Annotated in this window: 15 protein-coding genes; 6 read left to right on the top strand and 9 right to left on the bottom strand. The window is 62.2% G+C overall.

Annotation, left to right across the window (positions count from 1 at the left end; genetic code table 11):
* Positions 1–28: 28 nt before the first annotated feature.
* Together ADJ95_RS06815 and ADJ95_RS06810 are read right to left on the bottom strand one after the other, a co-directional pair.
* Positions 29–1,531: an MATE family efflux transporter gene (locus tag ADJ95_RS06815; RefSeq protein WP_049333868.1), complete on the bottom strand. Its 1,503-nt coding sequence runs from the start codon at positions 1,529–1,531 to the stop codon at positions 29–31.
* 196 nt (positions 1,532–1,727) lie between these two features.
* On the bottom strand, positions 1,728–3,368 hold the full coding sequence (locus ADJ95_RS06810; RefSeq protein ID WP_049333866.1) for a Na+/H+ antiporter: 1,641 nt from the start codon (positions 3,366–3,368) through the stop codon (positions 1,728–1,730).
* A gap of 377 nt (positions 3,369–3,745) precedes the next feature.
* Here ADJ95_RS06810 and pdxS point away from each other — a divergent pair, with 377 nt between their 5' ends.
* Both pdxS and pdxT read left to right on the top strand, forming a co-directional pair.
* A complete protein-coding gene (gene pdxS / locus ADJ95_RS06805) occupies positions 3,746–4,651 on the top strand; it encodes a pyridoxal 5'-phosphate synthase lyase subunit PdxS (RefSeq protein WP_049333865.1) in 906 nt (301 codons plus the stop codon).
* Positions 4,652–4,766: 115 nt separating this feature from the next.
* Positions 4,767–5,405: a pyridoxal 5'-phosphate synthase glutaminase subunit PdxT gene (gene pdxT, locus ADJ95_RS06800; protein ID WP_049333863.1), complete on the top strand. Its 639-nt coding sequence runs from the start codon at positions 4,767–4,769 to the stop codon at positions 5,403–5,405.
* Positions 5,406–5,499: 94 nt separating this feature from the next.
* On the opposite strand, the gene ADJ95_RS06795 is transcribed toward pdxT, so the two are convergent.
* Entirely contained in the window at positions 5,500–6,165 is a 666-nt protein-coding gene (locus ADJ95_RS06795) for a hypothetical protein (protein ID WP_049333861.1), read from the bottom strand.
* Positions 6,166–6,458: 293 nt separating this feature from the next.
* Between ADJ95_RS06795 and ADJ95_RS06790 the strand changes: the two genes are divergently transcribed.
* A complete protein-coding gene (locus tag ADJ95_RS06790; protein WP_049333859.1) occupies positions 6,459–7,205 on the top strand; it encodes a hypothetical protein in 747 nt (248 codons plus the stop codon).
* Positions 7,206–7,301: 96 nt separating this feature from the next.
* On the opposite strand, the gene ADJ95_RS06785 is transcribed toward ADJ95_RS06790, so the two are convergent.
* From ADJ95_RS06785 to ADJ95_RS06775, 3 genes are all read right to left on the bottom strand, one after another.
* The gene (locus ADJ95_RS06785; protein ID WP_049333857.1) at positions 7,302–7,649 is read right to left on the bottom strand and encodes a hypothetical protein; all 348 of its coding nucleotides are present in this window, start codon (positions 7,647–7,649) and stop codon (positions 7,302–7,304) included.
* A 261-nt stretch (positions 7,650–7,910) separates the two neighbouring features.
* Complete coding sequence (locus ADJ95_RS06780; RefSeq protein WP_049333855.1) at positions 7,911–9,218, bottom strand: M18 family aminopeptidase; 1,308 nt, start codon at positions 9,216–9,218, stop codon at positions 7,911–7,913.
* Positions 9,219–9,367: 149 nt separating this feature from the next.
* On the bottom strand, positions 9,368–10,354 hold the full coding sequence (locus ADJ95_RS06775; RefSeq protein ID WP_049333853.1) for a CPBP family intramembrane glutamic endopeptidase: 987 nt from the start codon (positions 10,352–10,354) through the stop codon (positions 9,368–9,370).
* Positions 10,355–10,670: 316 nt separating this feature from the next.
* Between ADJ95_RS06775 and ADJ95_RS06770 the strand changes: the two genes are divergently transcribed.
* Entirely contained in the window at positions 10,671–12,731 is a 2,061-nt protein-coding gene (locus ADJ95_RS06770) for a hypothetical protein (RefSeq protein WP_049333851.1), read from the top strand.
* 105 nt (positions 12,732–12,836) lie between these two features.
* On the opposite strand, the gene ADJ95_RS06765 is transcribed toward ADJ95_RS06770, so the two are convergent.
* A complete protein-coding gene (locus tag ADJ95_RS06765) occupies positions 12,837–14,369 on the bottom strand; it encodes a glycosyltransferase 87 family protein (RefSeq protein WP_049333848.1) in 1,533 nt (510 codons plus the stop codon).
* Complete coding sequence (locus ADJ95_RS06760; RefSeq protein ID WP_049333846.1) at positions 14,366–15,751, bottom strand: glycosyltransferase family 87 protein; 1,386 nt, start codon at positions 15,749–15,751, stop codon at positions 14,366–14,368. Before ADJ95_RS06760 ends, ADJ95_RS06765 begins: the two co-directional genes overlap by 4 nt.
* A gap of 347 nt (positions 15,752–16,098) precedes the next feature.
* Between ADJ95_RS06760 and ADJ95_RS06755 the strand changes: the two genes are divergently transcribed.
* A complete protein-coding gene (locus ADJ95_RS06755; protein ID WP_414706037.1) occupies positions 16,099–19,101 on the top strand; it encodes a multicopper oxidase domain-containing protein in 3,003 nt (1,000 codons plus the stop codon).
* Between the two features lie 251 nt (positions 19,102–19,352).
* Positions 19,353–20,243, top strand: coding sequence for a lytic transglycosylase domain-containing protein (locus ADJ95_RS09565; protein ID WP_049333838.1), 891 nt, complete (start codon positions 19,353–19,355; stop codon positions 20,241–20,243).
* Positions 20,244–20,422: 179 nt separating this feature from the next.
* Here the strand turns inward: ADJ95_RS09565 and ADJ95_RS06745 are convergent, their stop codons facing one another.
* Complete coding sequence (locus ADJ95_RS06745; protein WP_049333836.1) at positions 20,423–21,634, bottom strand: cytochrome P450; 1,212 nt, start codon at positions 21,632–21,634, stop codon at positions 20,423–20,425.
* Between the last annotated feature and the right edge of the window lie 118 nt (positions 21,635–21,752).

The following is a 21,752-nucleotide window of genomic DNA, read 5'->3' as shown; positions in this document are numbered from 1 at the left end:
GCTGGCGAGCGCTCGCGTTCAGAGGCGTTTATGCCTTCGATGCGGCGGCAGCCTGAACGTCCGAATCCTCAGAACCTTCAGTCTCAACCTCAGCTTCAGCGGGCGGTACCTTCGCACCACCCGTGGCGAGGAACAGCACCAGGCCCAGCGCGCAGGCGAGCACCTGGGTGAAGGGGAACGCCCAGGTCAGACCCTTAAATCCGAACCACATGTTGCCGAAGTACACGGCGGGGAAGAACAGCAACGCAATACCGATGGTCATCAGCATTGCCGGGCCGCCCTTACCGGACGCCTGGAACCAAGACACAAACACGATGCTGACCGCGTTGAACACGGCGGCGAGCATGAGCGCGACCATGACCTCTTCGCCGGTGTCGATGAGGCTTGCATCGCCAACCACGGCGAGCAGTTCACGGCGGAAAATCAGCACCGGAATGGTGATGATCGCGGAGGTCGCCACGGACAGGATCGTTGCGGTGCGCAGCGCCTCCTTCACGCGGGCGCCGTTGCGGGCACCGTACGCGTAGGCGTACAGCGGGATACCGCCCATGCACAGGCCCATGCACAGCATTTCGGGCACCATGTTCAGGCGCATTGCCAGGCCGAACGCTGCGACGGTGTCGTCACCGTAGGAGGCGGCGAGGTTGTTCAGCAGCAGGGCGGCGAAGATCAGGTTGAGGCTCTGAATGAGCTCGGCGGCACCGACCGCGACCACGGGCTTGATAATGGCGGGGTCGAGGGAGAAGTCGCGGATGTTTGCGGAGAAGTTCTCGCTCTGACGCATCAGGAACAGCAGGTAGTACAGCATGGATGCGCCGTTCGCCAGCAGCATCGCCCAACCGGCACCGGCGACGCCCATGCCCATGATGGCGATGAACAGTACGTCGAAGATGCAGGTGACGACGGTGCCGACGATGATGCCGTACATGGACTGCTTGGCGTAGCCTTCGGATCGGACGAGCTGTTCGAGGGTGAACATGCCGATAGCGAGGGGCGCGCCGAGGAACATGAGGTGCACGTAGATACGGGTCGGTTCGTAGGAGCCGCCGGATGCACCCATGATGCTGGTGATCGGGTCAGCGAGGATGAAGCCGATAGCCGCCGCGACGATACCGGCACCGAGCGCCGAGTAGAGGGCGAAGGAGGTGACGCGGTGAATTTCGTGGGCGGGCTGGCCTTCACCGAGCTTGCGGGAGGCGAGGGTTGAGGAGCCCAGGCCGAACAGGCCGGCGATTGCCATGATGACGCCGAAGACGGGCACGCCGTAGCTGGTGGCGGCGAGGTCTTCGGTGCCGCCGTAGTGGCCGACGAAGTAGGAGTTCACCACGTTGTAGATGCTGGTGATGGCGAGGCCGAGCGCCATGGGCACGCCGAGGGAGAGGAGCGCCTTGAGGATGGGGGCGTCTTTGAGCAGGTAGATGTTCTGCGGGTCTTCGCTTACGCCGTGCGGGCGGTGTCCTGCGGCGGGTGCGCTATTTTTGGGTGCTGCGCTATTTTTGGGCGCGTTGTTTTCAGTCTGGTGGGACGTCATAGGTTCCTGTGGTTCTAGTCTGTGTTGTGTCCGGTGCGCGGTAAGAAGCGTGGTCCGCACAAAAAACGGGCTAGTGTATTGTACCGTTTCCACGTAGTGGTTGGGCTAGGGGTTTAGACAAAAAAGTAACGAGGCGCCCCTCCCCGTTTAGGGGTGGGGCGCCTCGCCTCATACGTATCGCATGTAGGAGTGTGAGCTATTCGAGTTCAACCGGACCAAGCACGCGAACCTCCTCAATATCCAGGATTTCCTGAATCGCGTGGAGCACATTCGTGTCGATTATGCGCTCATTACGCAGGCGCTTGAGCACGCTGCGTTGCTTCTCCAAATGCCGCAGGCGCAGCTCTTTCTCAAGGTCGCCCGCTTCAATAATGCGGCGGGCTTCTTCCGGCGCATTCGCACCGTCTTTACGAACGGCGTGCAGGTTGCGGTGTATACTCGCGTTGTACATCTGTTCGTCGGCAATGCGGTCGATAATCCACTGTGGTGCACCAATTTCCTGGCCGATCTCAGCCACAGAGTCGAAGGACTCGGCAATGATCGTGCGGATTGCTTCATTAATCTCATCTTCTTCGGTGGTATCAACCGGAATTTTCGCCCACCTAATAACGAGCGGCAGGAGCATCCCCTGAACCACCATCGACAGCAGAACCACGCCCGCAACAACAAAGATAATAAAGTCACGCGCGGGAACATCAGTCGGCACGGAGAGAGCCACCGCGAGGGAAACACCGCCGCGCAGTCCCGCAAAGGTACTCACTACACGGCCACGGAAAGTTGTGCGCAGCTGCTTCTGCTTTTCTGAACGGTCAAGGGCACGAATAATACCGATCGAGACGTGCAGGAAAATAAAACGCGCCGCAATGGAAACAAGCCATGCCACCACAATCACGGCGAACGTCAAAGCCCACGCATAGTTGTATTCACGAAGAACATCATCCACAGGCGCTGTGGCGCTGGGCAGCTGAACACCCACGAGCACGAAGAGCGCACCGTTCATGACATAGGAGACAAACGACCAGATGGGCAGACCGTAGAAACGGTTTTGGGGTTTGATGGTATCCGGTCCGCGATAGGTCAGGTAGAAAGCGGCGACCACCACAGCCACCACTCCGGAACCTTTCATGCCCTCAAAAGGCTCGATCTCTTCAGCCAGGAAGAAAGCAATAAACGGCACGGTAAACATGAACACGCTGAAGTTCATGGGGTTGCCGATGTGCGCACGCAGCTTATCTACACCCCATCCGACGGCCAGGCCAACGAGAGTTCCAATCAGGAACGAGAAGAAGAACATTCCGGATGCAGTCCCCAGGGTAAGTTCATGACCACCCGCAAGCTGCAGGGCGAGTGCGAAAAGAACTAGGGTGGTGCCGTCGTTAATGAGTGCTTCCGCTTTAAGGGTGGTGATGGAAGATTTGGGGAGTTTGCCGTTGAGCGTTGCCACGGCCACAGCATCGGTGGGGGCGAGCGCCACACCGATAATCAGCGCCACAGGCCACAGGTAGACGCCCATAAATGTGTGAAGCACCCAGGCGATAACGAACGCCGTGAAAATTACGAGCACCGTGCCCGAGAGCAGAATGCCGCGCAGACGAGCGCGCGCCTCACGCCAGGAGGTGTTTCGGGTCTCCCAGAACAGCATCACGGGCAGGAAGATTTCGAGAATCACGTGCGGTGGCAGCCCGACCTCGCGCACCTCGTGCATGGCGTGAATGGGGATGAGCGCCAGCACAAGCCCCAGGAAAATGAGCAGAATGGCGGGGGTTATCCGTATTTTATGGGCGAGGATATTACCCAGAAGAATTGCCAGCGATAGTGCGATAACGACTTCGAGCATGCTGTTCCTTTTCTTGGGCACAGGGGTACTGGACGCTCGGGTGCTGATATGGGTGTGCCCGGGCGCAGTTCCTGGTGCGCTACATAGTCTGTGAAATGTGTTGATGGTTGCCCTGCGGGCTTTTGTTCTAGGTGGCGTTTACGACGTGGTGAGCGCCTACCCGCGGTGCCCGCGTGCAGGGTTCTACCGGGTTAAAGAGTATACCGGCGGTTTTATTCCCTGCACTCTCTGGCGGGGCTGTCTAATTCGTGGGTGCGGGCACGTTTCATGACGTTTTGTGTCGTTCTGACGTGAACTTGGGGTCGTACTGTGTCAGAGAACAGAAATTCCGCCCCCGTGAGTGCGCGCGAACACTCAGAACGTGAGAAGATAAGGTCATGACTGATAACAACACCGTAACCGGCAGCCCGCTTGTTAAGCGCGGCCTGGCCGACATGCTCAAGGGCGGCGTCATCATGGACGTCGTCACCCCCGAACAGGCTAAGATCGCTGAAGATGCTGGCGCTGTTGCCGTCATGGCTCTCGAGCGCGTTCCCGCGGATATTCGTGCGCAGGGCGGCGTGGCTCGTATGTCTGACCCGGACATGATTGAGGGCATCATTGATGCTGTTTCGATCCCGGTCATGGCGAAGGCACGCATCGGCCACTTCGTTGAAGCTCAGATCCTGGAGACCCTGAAGGTCGACTACATTGACGAGTCTGAGGTTCTTTCCCCCGCTGACTACGTGAACCACATTGATAAGCACCAGTTCAAGGTTCCTTTCGTGTGTGGTGCTACCAACCTGGGTGAGGCTCTGCGCCGCATCACCGAGGGTGCCGCTATGATTCGCTCGAAGGGCGAGGCTGGCACCGGTGACGTCTCTGAGGCGACTAAGCACATCCGCACCATTAAGCGTCAGATTGCTGAGCTGCAGGGCCTGTACAACACCATGCCCGACGAACTGTACGTGAAGGCTAAGGAACTGGCTGCACCGTACGAGCTGGTTCTTGAGGTTGCTCAGACCGGCAAGCTGCCCGTCGTGATGTTCACTGCTGGTGGCGTGGCTACCCCCGCTGACGCCGCGATGATGATGCAGCTGGGCGCTGACGGCGTGTTCGTTGGTTCCGGTATCTTCAAGTCGGGCGACCCGGTTGCTCGTGCGAAGGCTATTGTGAAGGCTACTGCTTTCTACAATGACCCGGAGAAGGTTGCTGAGGCTTCTCGCGGCCTGGGTGAGGCTATGGTCGGCATTAACGTTGCTGACATTCCGGCACCGCACCGCCTGGCGGAGCGCGGCTGGTAATTCGTGCGCGCACCCCGTATTCGGGGTGAGTGTTTGATGAGGGGGTGGGGTTCGCTGAGGCGGGTCCCACCCTCCTTGCGTTTGTTGTGTTTGTTGTTTTGTGAAGGGAGCGGTGATGGTTGAGAAGGTTCAGCCTACCGGTGTTTTGCCGGGTGAGGGTTTGACGGTTGGTGTTTTGGCGTTGCAGGGCGGCGTGAGTGAGCATGCGCTGATGCTGGAGTCCCTGGGTGCGCAGGTGCGCTGGGTGCGTACCGGTGAGCAGCTTGAGGGTCTGGATGCGCTGGTTCTGCCGGGTGGTGAGTCGTCAACGATTGACCGTCTGACCCGTATTTTTGGTGTGCGTGAACCGCTGATTGAGGCGATTTCTTCGGGCATGCCGACCCTGGGCACGTGCGCTGGCCTGATTATGTTGTCGGAGCGTATTGATGATCCGGCACCGGGTCAGCAGTCGCTGGGTGTTTTGGATGTTTCGGTGGGTCGTAACGCTTTTGGTTCGCAGGTTGATTCTGCGGAGGTGCGCCTGCCGTGGCTGACCCCTGCCGGTGATGAGGTGGTTATTGATACGGCGTTTATTCGTGCGCCGATTGTGACCGGCACTGGTGAGGGTGTGCAGGTGACAGCTCGTCATGAGGGGAAGATTGTGGGTGTGCGTTCGGGCAACCTGATCGGTATTTCTTTCCACCCGGAGGTTACGGGCGATACGACCGTGCATGAGGAGCTGCTGGCTCTGGCACGCGAGGTGAAGGGCAAGTAGCCCCTCCCTGGAGAATCATTTAAAGAGTTGTGGCGGTGACCGTTATTCGGTCACCGCCACAACTGTTTTTGAGTGGGCTTATGCGTGAGTGGGTTTATGCGCGGGAGCTGCTGGGGGTTTGGGGCTGGGCCTTCCACTGCTGGTAGGCGCTCGTGGCGAGGAATCGTGCACGGTTCGCGTCGCTGAGCGTCTTGATGTCTGCGGGGGCTGCCTCGTACCACTTTTCGTAGAGACGAATAATCATCTCGGGGTAGGCGGCTTCTTCCAGGTCTGCGCGGTGGGGGATGAATTCGTTGCGGTTCTTGATGTCTCGGTACTCGCTACCGGCGAAGGGGTCGGTGACTCCGACGCTGGGGCGGGCGTTGTAGGCATCAATGTTTTGAACGTATTCGGGGAGGGTGCTCCGCCCTGCTTTGAGTGCGGCGTGGCACTTGCTGTCGATTTCGCTGGGCTCAATGATGTGGCCGCCGTCTGCGAGAATGTGCCGGTACTGGATGTACGCGGGGTATTGTTCATCGGTGCGCGGGACGGGCTTGGCGGCTTCTGCTGAGGCGAGATCTTCGGCAGAGTATGAGGAGCAGCTGACGGGCGGCGTGGTGCTTGCCGTTGCTGAGGCGCTCGCCGTGGAGGGTGAGGAGGTGTTGCTTGCCGCGGTGTTCGCACCACCGCAGGCAGCAAGAAACAGGGGCAGGACAACCGCGATGGTACCGCATCGTACAATGCTGCTGCGGTCGGAGAAGGTCTTCGGGGTGAGAGCCATGGGGCCACCTCATAACGTGGGTGTAGTAAGGTATTGTGCCCCACTATACCTACAAATTTGATATATGGTCAATGAAAATATGTGTCTTTTTCAGTAAAACCAATATTGCCTTTTCCTTCCCCTTTAAATACTTCTGACAAGCCGTAATCTACTAACAGTGATTAAATACTCCAGATAATTCGCTGAAATTTTTGCCATTCCGTGTGGGTATTTGCAAAACACCCCACATGCTACACCGTCCAACATATACTGAGACGCAATATATCGTTCCATCCCTCTTGTGAGGTGGTCTCATGACCCACACCCCTGCTCTTCTTTCGTTCCGTTCCAGCGGTCTACGACGAAGTGCCGCGCTGGCGATTCTTCCCCTGCTTCTTGCCTCCTGCGGTAGCTCCACCAGCACGGCATCCAGCACTCCCGCGCCCTCGAATACGACCGTGACTTCCTCCCCGTCAGCTTCAAGCGCCACCGGGTCCGCTTCCTCTTCCGCGGCGAAGAAGAGCTCCACCCCCTGCCTTGAACCTGACGAAGCCGCGAAAGCTGAAACCCTCAAGCAGCAGGAAGCCATCAGCGCCGACCGTGGCACTGCACTGCCCTCCTACGTCTCCGCACGGCATGTTGTGCGCAACCAGGCGAACTTCCCCACCCGCGCCGAAGCTGAATCAGCAGGAGCCGAGTGCCTGGCACTGTACGAGAAGAACAAGGCCGATCACACCTACGCCGCAGCATGGGTACGCGCTATCGATGACAATAACGTGGCAAGCGGAAAGGTAGCCTCCGGCCCGCGCGCTGACATCCAGAGCGCAGACCCCTACAAGGCAAGCAACTACGTCGATATTCGAGAGGGTAAGGAGTACTTCCCGACCCGCCAGGAACTGCTCGCGGCAAACTACCCCGAGAACTACATTGTTGCTTTTGAGGCGTGGGCACAGCAGGCACCCGCCGATGTGAAGCAGAAGAGCGATGCGAACCGTGCGGCCGCTCAGGATACGCGCTGGTCCGAGGTGGTAACCCTACCCAGCCCCGACAACCCTGTCTAATCGAACCCCGTCTAATCTGAGTCTGTCTCATCTTAAAAATAGTTGTGGCGGTGACCGTTTCATTCGGTCACCGCCACAACTGTTATAGGGTGCAGGTTAGGGTAGGAGCGCCAACCCAAACTCAATAACGATCAGGGCTACAGCACACGCGAAGAGTACCCCACGCGGCACATTGAACTTCTGCCAGAGCCTATACAGCTGGCTGGGAACCCCCCAAATAACGAACGCCTGAAAGGCAAGCGATAACGCGGGGTTACCCCACTGAATAATCATCAGGGCAAGAGCAAAACCCACGCCGAGCACATCCAGGATGCGCAGGTGCTTTCGCACCTGCTCCCTCTCCTTCTGATAGCTGGGGTTGTTTAGCAACCTTGGTGGTGCTTTTTTCAGCTGACCCACAATAATCAAAACCGCCAGCGGGATCAGAGAAATATCGAAGAACATGGGAATCGCCTTTCATGGTGGGGTTCGCTCGCTACGCCGGTGACGAGCTGATGGTGCACCATCATTGGTGAAAACTTCTCAAAAACAAGTAGTGTGCAACACGTGTATAACGTATTGTGGGTTACTTTACAGTACACATAAACCCTATTCAAGAGGTAAACAGCTCCCCCCCCCCGAAAAATTTTTAAAAAATAAGGGCGCCGGGAACCATACGTTCCCGGCGCCCGCTCCCCAGCTGTTCATACCTCAGCGGGGTTCAATTTAGAGGCGGAAGAAGCCTTCCACCGCGCGGGTCATGTACGCCATATCGTCCACATGGCACATCTCGCGCATCGAATGCATCGACAGCAGGCCAATACCCACATCCACGGTGCGCATGCCCAGGCGGGTTGCCGTAATCGGGCCAATCGTCGAGCCGCACGGCATATTGTTATTCGACACGAACTCCTGATACGGCACACCGGCCTTCGCACACGCCGCAGCAAACACGCCAGCACCCACCGAATCCGTCGCGTAACGCTGGTTCGCGTTAATCTTCAGCAGCGGGCCACCACCGGGCAGCGGCTGCACGGTCGGGTCGTGGTGACCCTGATAGTTCGGGTGCACCAGGTGACCGGCATCAGCCGACAGGCAGAACGACGCCGCCACCGAACGGCGGTACTCCTCCGTGCTCTCACCGCGGGCAGCCGACAGGCGCACCAGAATATCCTCCAGGAACGGGCCAGCCGCACCACTACGCGACTCGGAGCCGAGCTCCTCGTGGTCGAACGCCGCGAGCATCACGGTCTCGGTGGCATCCTCATCCGCGTTATCGGCAACGTAACGCTCCAGGGCAGTCAGACCCGCGTGCACCGAAGACAGGTTATCCAGGCGACCGGAAGCGAACAGCTCCTGATCCGCACCGAAGCGGCGCGGCGGCTGCGAGTCGGCGAACAGCAGGTCGTAACCCACGATGTTCTGCGGGTCGACCGGCTCGCCGTCAATCACGTGCTTCGCCATGTAGCCGAGCACGTCGTTCTCCGCGGGGTCCACACCCCACACGGGGTACATGTTGAACTGCTTGTCCAGCACCAGTTCGTTGCGCTTGTGGTCCAGGTGCGGCGCCAGCTGCGGGATGCGCGCAATCGGGCCGGTACGCACCAGGCGGTCCTTCAGCTCGCCATCCTCCATGACGGTGATGCGACCCGCCACGCACAGCTCGCGGTCCAGGAAGGAGTTCAGCAGGGCACCGCCGTAGTTCTCCACGGCGATCTGGTGCCAGCCCTTCGTGGTGATGGAGGAGGAGGGCTTAATCTTCAGGGAGGGCGAGTCGGTGTGCGCACCCAGCACGCGGTAGCCGCTTGCCTTCTGCGCCTTCGCGCCACCGGCCCAGGCGATAATCGCACCGTCGCGGACGACGAAGTGGCGGCCGGTTGCGACCTGCGGCTCCCAGGCCTCGGTTTCGACCAGTTCGGTGAACCCGGCGGCCTGCAGGCGACGCGCCACCGTGCGCGCGGCGAGGTAGGAGACCGGCGACTCCGCCACAAATGCGGCGAGGTCTTCAATATTCTTTACAGCATCAACAGTCATGGTTTAACCCTACCTTTTCTTGGGTGTTGACGGGGTGAGTTGGGGTGAAAGTCCAGATGGGGCCCGGATGGGGCGGCGGCGGGCAGATAGTCGAGCGAGGGCTACCCGCCGCATGCGCTAGGTATCGCGGGCCCCGGCCATCGCAGACCCTAGTTATCAACCTTGAGCGGTTGTGTTTCACGTGAAACCTCGCCGCGGCGAGCGCGTGCGTTGAAGATCAGGCAGGCGAGCACCACGTACAGGCCCTCCAGCGCGATGCCCTGCAGCGCATCCATGGGGGCCACCCCCTCGGAGGCGAAGGGGTCCAGACCCGCCACAAGAGAGAGCAGCAGCAGGGTCACGTTATTGGCCACGTGCAGGCTGACGGAGGCCTCCAGGCCGCCGGTGTACCAGCACAGGAACCCGGCGTACACGCCCATCGCAAACACGAAGCCCAGGCCCCACGCATCGTAAGTGTGGGAGAACATGAAGAGCGCCGCCGGCAGCACAATCGGCAGCCAGGGGGTACGAATCCAGCGGCCCAGCGTCTGCATCATGAACCCGCGGTAGGCGAGCTCCTCCGCGTAGCACTGCACGGGCACCAGAAGCAGGATCAGCACCGCAATAACCCAAAATTCAACCTGTGAAGGTTGCGAATAACGATAATCAGGCAGGGATGCACCGCTCACCGCCACCATCACTGCGTAGTAAATACCGTAGATCACGAAGCCCAAGCCCAGGTACGGCAACAGGAGCGAACGGCGCAGGCGGCCCGCCACCGAATGAATCAGGCCCCAGGGCTTCGGGCCCACGACCAGGCGCGCCAGAAAGAGCGAAGGCACGATGGCGATGAGCGAGAGGAAGGTCAGGGCGAACAGCGCCGGGTGCTCCATAACGAGGGAGCGGTTCTCGGTAATCTCGCGCAGGGAAAGACCCGAACCCATAGCAGCCGCGGCCATGAGGAGCGACAGCATGAGGGACAGGCCAATGAAGACGACGACGCCGAGCAGGCCCTCCAGCAGGGGCGAGTACCAGCGGGTCTCCGGGTCGGCGTGCGAAAGACGATGGTAGGCCAGGCCGTCGGTACGGGAGGAGCGGCCCGAGGCTGCGGGGCCGAACGGTGCTTGCGGGGATGCGGGGGGCCGCGTTGTGTTCATACCTTAATCCTAGCCGGGCAGCTCGGGCGGATACCGGCACGAGGTGTCACGCGAGCGGGGACTCCTGCCGTTCCGGTTGCATCGCGCACCGCGCGCAAAACCCTCAACCTAAGCTCAAACCCCAATCTTGAACCGCGGATTAACGCAGAATGTTACGAAAGTGAAGAGTCTGCCGTGAATCCTCTCAAAAACGACCAGGCAAGGCTTTTGACCCATAAAGCTGTGCCATAATTTGAAGCGATAATACACGTCATATACATAGTCGCTGATGACCGCTCTTCCGGGGTGTTTTCAGCACCAGAAAGGCTGCTTTCTTATGGCACTCGTCTTCAACCCGCCGCCCAATTGGCCCGCCCCGCCCGCAGGCTGGACCCCTACCCCTACCTGGCGCCCCGACCCGGCCTGGGGTCCCGTTCCCGATGGCTGGCAGCTGTGGGTCGAAGAGCCCGACCCCGAGCCCATCGATGTCGATGACGCTCCCCTGGAGCCGCTCATTTCGGAAGAGTCCGCCGAGGCGCTGGGCGCATCCGAGCCCGCCGCTGAGGCACCCGCAGAACCCGTTGCGGAGCCTGCTGTTGAGGCGACCGAGATTTCCGCAGAGGTTCCGGTCCCGGTCGAAGAGGCTCCCGCAGAGCCTGTCGCGGCCGAGCCCATCGCGACCGAGCAGTCCGGCGCAGAGTCGGCTGAAGCCGAGCAGACCGAGGCAGAGCCGAAGCCCATGCGCTACCTGACCCCGGTTCCGCTTCAGGAGACCGCCCTGCCTCAAGAGGTGCTGAACCCCGCCGGCGAAGCCCCCGCCGCAGAGGCTCCCGCGGAGCCCGTTCAGGAGACCCCCGCGGAGCCCGTTGCTGAGCCTATTTCCGAGGCAGCGGCACCGGTCGAAGAGGCCCCCGCAGAACCCGTCGTATCCGAGCAGATTGTGGTCGAGCAGGTTGTTGCCGAGGTGGCCCCCGCCGCCCCGACGATTCCCGTGGCCCCCGTCTCCGCAGACGTTCCCGCGGAGCCCGTTGCCGAGGCAGTAGCACCCGCCGAGCCGGTTGAGGAGCCCGCCCCCTCCGAGGCTTCCCTGCCCCACTCCGTCGAGAACTCCCCGCTGATTGAGTTCCACTCCTCGCCCGAGCAGCCCGCGCAGGCCCCCGAGGCAAGCGCCCCGGCCCCCGCCGACGTCGCGGCTCCCCAGGCCTTCGCCGCCCAGGAGTTTGCTCCGCAGGCTCCCGCGGGCCAGGAATTTACCGGTCAGGACTTTGCGGGTCAGGACTTCGCGGGCCAGCAGAACCCGCACCAGGGTGCCGCCGATTCCTTCGGCGGCCAGCCCGGCCAGTTCCAGGGTGAGCAGTTCGCCCCGCAGCACGGCGGCCAGCCCGGCCAGTTCCAGGGTGAGCAGTTCGCCTCGCAGCACGGCGGCCAGCCCTACAACCCCTACCAGCCCGCCGGCCAGTCCGGTCAGGCAGGTCAGCAGGGTGGCCAACAGGCTCAGCCCGCCGCAGCGTTCAACCCCTACGTCCCCCAGGCTGATTCCGCGTCTCAGCACGAGCCTCAGAACTCCCAGCCCGCCGATACCGAGACCAAGAAGAAGGGCCCATTCGGCGGCAAGCTTCTGGGCATCATCGGTGCCGCGCTGGCCCTGCTGATCGTCCTCATCCTGGTCATCGTGATGCTCCTGCCGCGCGGCGGCTCGGGCTCCTCCGACCGCTCGAACCAGGCGGACGGCACCTCCACCTCGGCGAGCGCGCAGTCTTCGGATGGCTCGTCCTCGACCACCGCGTCCGAGGCGAAGCTACCCGAGGGCGAGTACAAGGAGTACAAGGAGACCGTCACCGAGGATAAGAAGAACATCGACATCGAAAAGGTGAAGGGCGACGCCTCCAAGGGCATCGTCTACTACGAGTTCAAGCCCTCGGACGACCTGAGCAGCCGCGCCTACATCACCAGCCTCACCGAGAAGGGTGAGATTTCCACCGGCCTGAGCGTCATCGATATGACCGTCGACCGCACCCCCATCCGCGGCACCGCGTGGCTGGATACCACCAACCCCTCCAGCCCCACCCGCAAGCTGGAGCTCAACGGTAAGGGCGAGTGGCTGATTCGCGTGTACGACGAATCCTCCGCACCGAACTACGCCAAGGGCGAGAAGTTCCACACGAACATGAACTACTACGCCTTCACCTACGACGGTGGCGAGTCCACCATGGAGTTCGAGGCGAAGGGCCTGGACAGCAAGCGCGGCTTCGCGCTGCTGAGCGCCAGCCGTAGCGACGTTATGTTTGGCACCAGCGTGGCGAACATGAAGAGCAGCATGGAGTGGAAGAGCACCGGCAAGAACCTCCTGCAGGTGCGTAGCACCTCCTCGGCTGACTGGAGCATCGGCACCCACTAGCCGCCCGTAGCCCGTGGCGGCACGCCGGAAGAGCCCCCGCATCCCTCGGATGCGGGGGCTCTTCTGCGTCTGCGGTCTTCGCGCGGCCGCGGGTCGCGACGGTTTCTAGTATGCGGCGCCCAGGGTAGTCACGCGTTCCCCCTCGCGGGCTGCGGCGCGATTAATCTGCTGGCGGTGTACCAGGTACACGAAGAAGGTCACCACCGTGAACACGTACATGAACTGGTACGGGGACGTGCCCGCCATGAGGCCCAGCGAGCCCTCGGGCACCATGAGGATGTTGTCCGAGCTGAAGTGCGGGGCGAAGGCCAGCACAATCCAGTACGGGGAAATGTACATGCCCGCCAGCGCCACGCTCGCCGTGATAACGCCGAGGGTCGCAATGAACGAGCTTGCCCACCGGTAAAACAGCGGGAAGATTTCCACCACGACGGCGGCCAGCATCAGCGGGTACCAGGTGTTGTGGTGCGACCAGCTAATCGGCGAGATCTGCAGCATCATGAAGGCCGTCAGCGCCAGCTGCGACACGACCGCGCGGGCGCGAATCAGCGGGATCAGCAGAACGGCCGTCACCAGAACGATGAGCAGGGTCAGGGCCACCTGCACGGTCGACAGGGCGGTTACGGTCAGATGGTGCTGCAGGCCCGCGTGGGTGAGGGTGCCCATGATAGACACGTTATCGAAGTAGCTGAACCAACCCACGCGGGAGGTGTCGCGCAGCGCCTGGAACCAGTAAATCGTCGATTCTTGGGGCACGACGAGGTACGCGATACCCACGGTTGCCGCGAAGCTCAGGGCCGTGGTGATAAGCCCCTTCCAGTCCTTACGCATAAGCAGCAGAAGGCCGAAGGCGAGCGGGGTGAGCTTAATGCCGGCGGCAATACCCAGCAGCACGCCGCGCGGCACGCGGGTGGCCGGGCGCATGAAGTCGGCCAGGATTAGGGCGAGGATAATCGCGTTAATCTGCCCGAAGTGCGTGGTGAGGCGCCACGGGCCGCAGGCCCAAATGAGGGCCGCCATGAGCGAGACCATACCCCAGGAGCTCAGGTACTTCTGCAGGGGCAGACGCCAGGCGCGGCTACGCGCGTAGGAGTACAGGGCGTAGGCACATACGTAGCTGAGCACGCCGATGATGACGGTAATCAGCATCATGCTCTGCGGTTCGGTGAGGAACGCGAGCGGGTAGAAGAGCAGGGCCGCAAACGGCGGGTAGGTGAAGGGCAGGCCGCGCGTGCGGAAGTTGTAGAGCTGCAGTCCGTCGGGGCCGTCGGCCAGGGAGACCGCGCCCAGTCGGTAGACGTAGATGTCGTCGGCCGCGGCGTGGGTGACGTAGTTGAGGGCGTAGGCGGCCACCAGGATGAACACCAGGTGCGCCCAGATATCGCCGCCGCGGAAGAAGCGTTCGCGCAGGCTGAGAATGCGTTCGGATGCATCGGAGTGACCGGGTTCCTCGGGGCGGTCCTTCAGCTTCGCGGCCGGGGTAGGCTCGGCGGGCTCGGCAGCCTGGGCGGACCCGGTAGCCGCGGCAGCCTCGGCGGAAGCTGCGGAGGCCGAGGCCCACGGGATAGCGGGCGCTACCGCCCCGGTATTCTTTTCGGTATCTTCGGCGTTCTTCTCAGTGTTTTTCGCGTGGCTCACGCGGTTGCCCCCCGGGAGGTAGCGGCACGTACAGACTCGGCGCGCCCGGTCACCAGGGCGCGGGCACCCCACCAGCCCAGGGGTGCATCGTTGGGCACGGAGCCGTACTGCACGGGCTCAACCTTCGCGCCGCGCACCGGGGCGCTCAGCGCGGCAACCGACCAGAGCATCATCGTCACCCACAGGCAGAACGCCGGAATCGCCGACACCGCCAGCGCACCGGCGGCCAGGTGCTCCATGTCGTCCATGGAGCCGTGCATCCACGAGGCGATACGCATCGGGGAAATGTACAGGCCCAGTACGGCGACCCAGGCGAAGCACGCGGCGCCCACGCGCAACCAGGCCGGCTGCGGGGCGAAGTAGGTGGGGAACGCATCCAGCACCAGCACAACCGCCAGCAGGGGCAGCAACACGTTGTGGTGCGACCAGCTAATCGGCGAAAGCGCCACCATGAGAGAGGCGGTCACCGCCACCTGCGCCAGGGCCGCACCGCGGCGTTCCAGCTGGTACAGCAGGCCGGCGGTGAGCACGATGCTCACGAGCGCTAGAGCATAGTAGACGGGCTTCGCGGCACCCTCGGACAGGCCGAAGTGCAACAGCCAACCCTGAATCGAAATGTTATCCACATAGTTCAGGCCGCCCACGCGCGAAGGATTCGTCAGCGCCGAGAACCAAAATTCCGGTGCCTCCTTGGGCATCAGAATGAAGCCCAGCGCAATCGTGGCGAAGAAGGTCGCACCCAGGGTTACGATGCCCTTCCAATCGCGGCGCACCAGCAGGATGAGGCCGAACACGAGCGGAGTGAGCTTCACGCCGCCGGCAATGCCGATCAGCACGCCGCGCGGCACGCGGGTCGCCGGGCGCACAAAATCGGCCAGAATCAGCGCGGTAATGAACGGGTTGATCTGAATCAGGTCGATGGTGCGCTGCCAGGGACCCGCCGCAACCACCAGAAGGGTCAGCACGGCGATAGTGCCCACGCGGCCAAAGTACCGCTGCAGGGGCAGTTCGCGACCGCGCGCATTGACGTAGTTGTAGATGATGGTGGAAAGCCACCAGGCCACCACCACGGACCCCAGCACCATGAGCACCTTACCGACGACCAGGGGCATGAACGCGAAGGGCAGGAACAGCATCGCCGCAAACGGCGGGTAGGTGAACGGCGGCTTAATCACGCCGTGATCGTTCAGGGTCGGGGAGTACAGGTCCTGGGTGAACCCCTCGTTATCGAAAATGGTCATGGCGCCCAGGCGGTAAATGGAGAAATCCATGCCGCTGGCGGGGTCGCTCAGGATTCGGAGCAGGAAATTGGCGCCCACCGCCAGGAGCGCTAGGACGGCAATAACGCCCCAAATCGGGGTTTTGGATTCGGTTCTGGCCACGAGATGTCCTTACTGTGGGGTTTAGCTGCGGATCCCGGCGCGGGGTGTTTCGGATGCCCCGTGAGAGTGCGGGGCATCGGCGTTTTCAAGCCATAACAGTGTATCGCGAAGCGCGTGTATCCGATGCATCAGGGCGCAGATTCACAGGCTTCAGGAGGCGGGCCGCAGAGCGCATTTATACGCACGTACTGTCTTCAAACTTGGTACAAATGGGGCAATATAATGGATTTATATGGCACTCGACGCGCCCTTCGCGGAGTCTAGCGGATGCGGAGCGCCCCCGAACACACCGACGTAAACACACCGACGTACCGACGTGAACAACCAGCAGTGAAAGCAGTGATTGCGTGAGCGAACATCTCGGCACCCCATCTGACGGCGAGAAACCCAACGGCGGCGAGCGCCCCGATGCAACCGGCGGCGGCAAGCCCGACGGCCAGCGTCCCCGAAGCATCGGCGGCCTGAGCATCGGCGCGCCCGGCGGTTCAGCAAACGGTGCGGCAGACGGTGCGGCCGTCTCCGGAGGCGGCTCCTCCAGGCTGAGCATCGGCATGCGCCCGGCCGGCGTTCCCGGCGCTTCCCTCACCACCGAAGAGATTGCGCGCCGCGCATCCGGCCGCGGCACGTGGCATCGTCGCGCCTCCAAGCCGGTCTCCCACTGGATGTTTACCCTTATCGGCGTACTTCTGCTGCACAGGTTTATCCCGAATAGCGGCTGGCTGATGGTGCATATTGTCACCCTCGGCCTGATTACGAACTCGATTCTGATTTGGTCGCAGCACTTCACCGAAGCGCTCATGAAAATCAAGATTCCTGACGAGCACCGCGGAACCCAGGTGCGCCGCATCTTCATTCTGAACGCCGGTATCCTCCTGCTCATGATCGGCATGGTCGGTCAGCTGAGCGTGCCCGGCCTCTACGCCGCCACGGTGGTGGGCGCCCTCATTGTCGGGTCGATGGTCGCCTGGCACGGCATCTACCTGCTGAAGCAGGTGCGTCAGGCTCTGCCGTCGCGGTTCGGTGTGACCATTCGCTTCTACATTGTTGCGGCGCTGCTGCTGCCCCTCGGTGCGGCGTTTGGCGGCATGATTGCCTACCCGAATCTGTCCGGCACCCTGCATTCGCAGTTCTTGCTTGCCCATGAGGTCGTGAACGTGCTTGGCTTTGTCGGCATTACCGCGGTGGGTACGCTGGTGACGTTCTGGCCGACCATGCTGCGCACGAAGATGGTTGATAAGGCGCTCACCCACAGCCTGCGCGCCCTATACCTGATGTGCGGCGGCTTGGCGTTGACCGTTGTCGGCGCGATTTTTGGGATGCGTCCGCTCGCCGCAGCCGGCCTGGTCGTCTACCTGGTTGCCCTGCTGATTGTCGCCTGGGTGATGGTGCGTACCCTGCGCACCAAGCGCCCGAATGAGTACCCGCCGATGAGCGTGGGTATGGGCTTCCTCTGGCTGATTATTGGCGTGGCTACCACCGCCTACATGGTGGCAACCACCCCGTTCGCGCAGCTGGACATGCGCGCCGTGACCCCCATCTTTGTGGTCGGCTTCCTGCTGCAGCTGCTGCTCGGCGCGATGAGCTACCTGCTGCCGCAGCGTATGGGTGGCGGCCCTGCGGTGGTTCGCGCCTCCAACAAGGAGTTCAGCCGTTTCGCGGCGGCACGCGTAACCGCCGTGAACCTGGCGCTGCTCATCTTCATGATGCCCAGCTCCATGGTGGGCCAGTCCATTAAGATTGCCGTCGCTATCGTGGGTGCGTTGGCGCTCATGGCGTTCATTCCGCTCATGGTGCGCGGCGTGAAGGCGTCCGTGAACACCCGCAAGGAAATGATGGCAGCACGCGCCCGCGGCGAGAAGCCCGTCTTCAACCAGGAGGCGCTCACCCCGGAACCCGTCCCGCACGCCAAGCAGAGCTTCCAGGCGGCACTCGCGGTTGCCATGGCGTTCCTGCTGGGCTTCGCCGTGAACCCGTCCGCGTTGAACCTGCCGTCGTTCTCCTCGGCGGGTTCCGTGGCTGCAACCGGTCAGACCACCACCGTGCAGGTGAAGGCGACCAGCAACTACCGTTTCACCCCCGCCGAGGTGGAGGTCCCCGCCGGTAACCGCCTGGTCGTCGAGGTCACCAACGACGACAAGGGCATGACCCACGACCTGACCTTCGACAACGGCGCAACCACCGGCACCATCAACCCCGGCGAAACGAAAACCGTTGATGCCGGTGTCATTACCGCCGATCAGGAAGGCTACTGCTCCGTGGCGGGTCACCGCTCCCTGGGCATGGTGTTCAAGGTGAAGGCGACCGGCGCCTCCGCAAACCAGGTGGCGCAGGGCGACCACAACCACGGTTCTGCGGGCACCCACAACCACGCCGCGACGGGTAACGTCCCGACCCTCATGACGGTCGCGAACGGCAAGATTGACATGTCTGCGGCGCCCGGCAGCGGCTACCAGTACCGCGACCCGAACATCCCGGCGCTGAACACCGCCACGCAGGTGAACGGCAAGACCGTCCGCAAGGTCACCCTGGAGGTGCAGGAGGTCGACCGCGAGGTAGCCCCCGGCGTAACCGTCCACATGTGGACCTTCAACGGGCAAAACATGGCCCCGGTTCTGCATGGCAAGGTCGGCGATATTTTTGAAGTTACACTCGTCAATAACGGCACGATGGGCCACTCGCTGGACTTCCACGCGGGCATGGTTTCCCCCGATAACACGATGAAGACCATCGCCCCCGGTGAGCGTCTCGTCTACCGTTTCGAGGCGAAGGCCGCCGGTATCTGGCTGTACCACTGCGGTACCGCCCCGCTGAGCCTGCACATGACCCAGGGCATGTATGGCTCGGTCATCATTGACCCGGCTGACATGGATCAGGTGGATCACGAGTACGTGATGGTTCAGGGCGAGGCGTACCTGCACGACACCGGCAAGACCGCCTCCGACGGCAACAAGCTGGCGGAGAACTCTCCCGACCTGATTGCGGCGGGCACCCCCACGCTGACCATGTTCAACGGCCACGCGACCCAGTACAAGGCAAAGCCCCTGCAGGTGAAGAAGGGCGAGCGCGTCCGTATTTGGGTGATGGCGGCGGGCCCGAACCACGGCACGAGTTTCCACGTGGTCGGTTCGCAGTTCGACACGGTCTATAAGGAGGGCGGCTACCTGTTGCGCCGCGGCGCGGATGCGTACGGTAGCCGTGACGGCCACAGTCAGGCCCTGGATCTGGCCCCCGCCCAGGGCGGCTTCGTGGAGATGCAGTTCCTGGAGTCCGGCACTTACACGTTCGTGAACCATTCCTTCGCGGAGATGGAGCGCGGCGCCGCCGGCAAGATTGTGGTGACCGACCGCTAGGCGACCCCGTGAGCCGAGCCCTCGCGGCAGCGGGATTTGTGAGGCCCCGCCGGGTGCATCCTCGGATGCGCGCGGCGGGGCCCTCCGCTACCCGGGGGCCTTTCCGGGCGGGTCCTTCCTTTCTCGCAGGCGGGCGGCAGGGCGGTTTGCCCGGAATGGGGCGGGGTGCGCATCCCGCGCTGACTATGCTTTTAGCCTCATCCGTGGGTATTTTGTCGGCATCCGCGGCTCGGGTGCGCTAGTCTGGATGGATGGCACATAGCACTTCGGGCGCCCCTTCCGAGCGTAACGCTACGAGCGCCTCCAACCACACTTCCGCCTCGGCGGACGCACAGACTTCTCCTCGGCCGCGTAAAGCTTTCCCGCTTCGCTTTCTGGCCGGGGCTCTCGCGCACTGGCAGATTATCGCCTCTGCGGTTCTTTTAGGTGGCGGCGTCGCCGGTTTGGCGGCCACCTATGACGACTACTGCGGCATGACGGAGCTTTCGTATGCTCCGGCGGCTCTCCGATCCGATTTTGAGGAGGGCTCTAAGGTGTCGGGTTTCCGCCCCGGCGTGATGGCCGCGCAGATTGAGACCGAGAGCCACTGGCGCGTGGGCGTTGTGTCCCACCAGGGCGCTAAGGGTATCGCGCAGTTTACCGATGAGGCGTGGAACGCCGAGCACTACAGCTTCGGCAACGGCGGTAACGTGCTGAACCCGCACGATGCGATTGCTGCGCAGGCCCGCTACCTGTCTGAGCTTCGCACCCGTTTGGCGAAGTACGCTTCTAATGAGGATGAGCTGCAGGATGTGGTGCTCGCCGGCTATAACGCGGGTCCGGGTTCTGTGGAGAAGTACGGCGGCGTTCCGCCCTTCCCCGAGACTCAGAATTATGTGAAGACGATTCGCGAGCTGGCGGATACCAAGTACAAGCTGACCTGCTCCCCGGATTATCACTTCAAGCAGGCGAAGCTGAGCTTCGTGAACGGCGTGACCCCGGCAATAGCGGGTGTGCATGCGGACGGTACGCCGCTATCGGCCGAGGAGTCGGCAAGCGCGGCGGCGGAGGTTTCCGCCTCGGCATCTGCAAGCGCTTCGGCTCGTCCGTCTGCGAGCGCCTCGTCTCGTTCTTCCGCGAAGCCCTCAGCTACCGGCCGCTAAACTCAGCTTGCTTAGAGAACCGACCAGTGTATATAGCCATTAAAGAATATTCTGCTCCGTCTATAGCGGGCGGTTATAACGGGCGGTATATTCTAGCCCCTATTCACTCTTAACAGCGCGAGGCGCCGACCCCCATTCTCGGGGTTCGGCGCCTCGCACTTTTTATGGCTGGAGCGTGCCTAGTTGAAGATGGCGCGCACAACCGAGTAGCCGGAGACCGGGTACACGGCGTTCACGGTTGCGGGCTTCTCGCTCTCGTCTGCAATCTCAATCGACTTGGTGCCGCGCAGTAGCTCCTCGAGCAGGATGCGCAGCTCCAGGCGTGCCAGGGGCGCGCCGGGGCAGACGTGGATGCCGTCGCCGTACACGAGGTTGCGGGACTGGTCGCGGTGCGGGTTGTAGGTGAGGGCGTCTTCGAAGGCGTCCTCGTCGCGGTTTGCGCTGGCCCAGTTGATGGTCACGCGGGAGCCGGCGGGCAGGGTGCGGCCGCCGAGTTCGGTGTCCCGAGTGGTGACGCGACGGTTAGTGACGAGGGTGTCCTCGAGTCGCATGATTTCCTCGACGGCGAGGGCGATTTCGCTGGAGTCTTCCAGGGCGTTGCCGTCGGCGAGGGATGCGCGCAGGCGGTCCTGCTCGGCGCGGTTGCGTGCCAGGAAGTTCACGAACACACCCACGGTTGCGGAGACGGTGGACAGCTCGCCCACGGTCCAGTTGCGGATGAGGCTGACGATCTCTTCGTCGGTCATGGTGCGGGGCTCTTCGCCGGGCAGGTCCACGATGTCGGTGAGCAGTTCGGCGGTGACGTCCTTGGGCTTGCCGGCTGCGGCATCCTCGCGGCGCTCGTCGAGCAGCTGGCGGATGTAGCCGTCGAATTCGAGGGCGACCTTGGCGATTTCTGCGCGGTCACGGCGCAGGGTGGCGACGCGGTTCTTTTCAATCCACTCGGTGAGGGGCTGCTCGAGGCATGCGGGCCAGCCCATGAAGGCGTTCTGCACACGCATTGCGTATGCCTGACCGAAGCCCTGCATGACGTCTACCTCTTCGCCGCGAGGAAGGTCCGCGATGAGGCCCTGCACGGCTTCGCGGATGACGGGTGCGAACTTTTCGAGGCGCTCGGGGGTGAAGTACTTGTCGTTGACGGCGCGGAACGCGGTGTGCACAGGGGCGTCCATGCCGTTGGGGACGGCGATGTGGCGGGTGGAGACGACGTTGGAGTAGATTTCGGGGTGGTCGAGTACGTGCTGTACATCGGCGTTCTTGAAGACGGAGTAGCCCATGAATTCGTCGTGGGCGACGGGGCAACGGCGGCGCATTGCGTCGTAGGCAGCTACCTGGTCCTTCTGGACCTCTTCGCTTCGGAGGTCCCAGTCGTTGTGTACGTTCTCAGTCATGGTTCACCTATATTTCGTTAGAGTCATGTGTATTGCACCGGGTGACGAATCGTTCCGGTGGCTACGCGGTGTGTGCTCGCACAGGTCAAGCATATATTTCGGCACTTTGAAGTCAATA

Source organism: Rothia mucilaginosa (assembly GCF_001061665.1).
Lineage (GTDB): Bacteria > Actinomycetota > Actinomycetes > Actinomycetales > Micrococcaceae > Rothia > Rothia mucilaginosa_A.
This window is presented reverse-complemented; position numbering and strand designations above follow the sequence as displayed.

Bases quoted from the DNA above. Each gene is read 5' to 3' on its own strand.
- ADJ95_RS06815 (WP_049333868.1), bottom strand. From the start codon at position 1,531: ATGACGTCCCACCAGACTGAAAACAACGCGCCCAAAAATAGCGCAGCA.
- ADJ95_RS06810 (WP_049333866.1), bottom strand. From the start codon at position 3,368: ATGCTCGAAGTCGTTATCGCACTATCGCTGGCAATTCTTCTGGGTAAT.
- pdxS (WP_049333865.1), top strand. From the start codon at position 3,746: ATGACTGATAACAACACCGTAACCGGCAGCCCGCTTGTTAAGCGCGGC.
- pdxT (WP_049333863.1), top strand. From the start codon at position 4,767: ATGGTTGAGAAGGTTCAGCCTACCGGTGTTTTGCCGGGTGAGGGTTTG.
- ADJ95_RS06795 (WP_049333861.1), bottom strand. From the start codon at position 6,165: ATGGCTCTCACCCCGAAGACCTTCTCCGACCGCAGCAGCATTGTACGA.
- ADJ95_RS06790 (WP_049333859.1), top strand. From the start codon at position 6,459: ATGACCCACACCCCTGCTCTTCTTTCGTTCCGTTCCAGCGGTCTACGA.
- ADJ95_RS06785 (WP_049333857.1), bottom strand. From the start codon at position 7,649: ATGTTCTTCGATATTTCTCTGATCCCGCTGGCGGTTTTGATTATTGTG.
- ADJ95_RS06780 (WP_049333855.1), bottom strand. From the start codon at position 9,218: ATGACTGTTGATGCTGTAAAGAATATTGAAGACCTCGCCGCATTTGTG.
- ADJ95_RS06775 (WP_049333853.1), bottom strand. From the start codon at position 10,354: ATGAACACAACGCGGCCCCCCGCATCCCCGCAAGCACCGTTCGGCCCC.
- ADJ95_RS06770 (WP_049333851.1), top strand. From the start codon at position 10,671: ATGGCACTCGTCTTCAACCCGCCGCCCAATTGGCCCGCCCCGCCCGCA.
- ADJ95_RS09565 (WP_049333838.1), top strand. From the start codon at position 19,353: ATGGCACATAGCACTTCGGGCGCCCCTTCCGAGCGTAACGCTACGAGC.
- ADJ95_RS06745 (WP_049333836.1), bottom strand. From the start codon at position 21,634: ATGACTGAGAACGTACACAACGACTGGGACCTCCGAAGCGAAGAGGTC.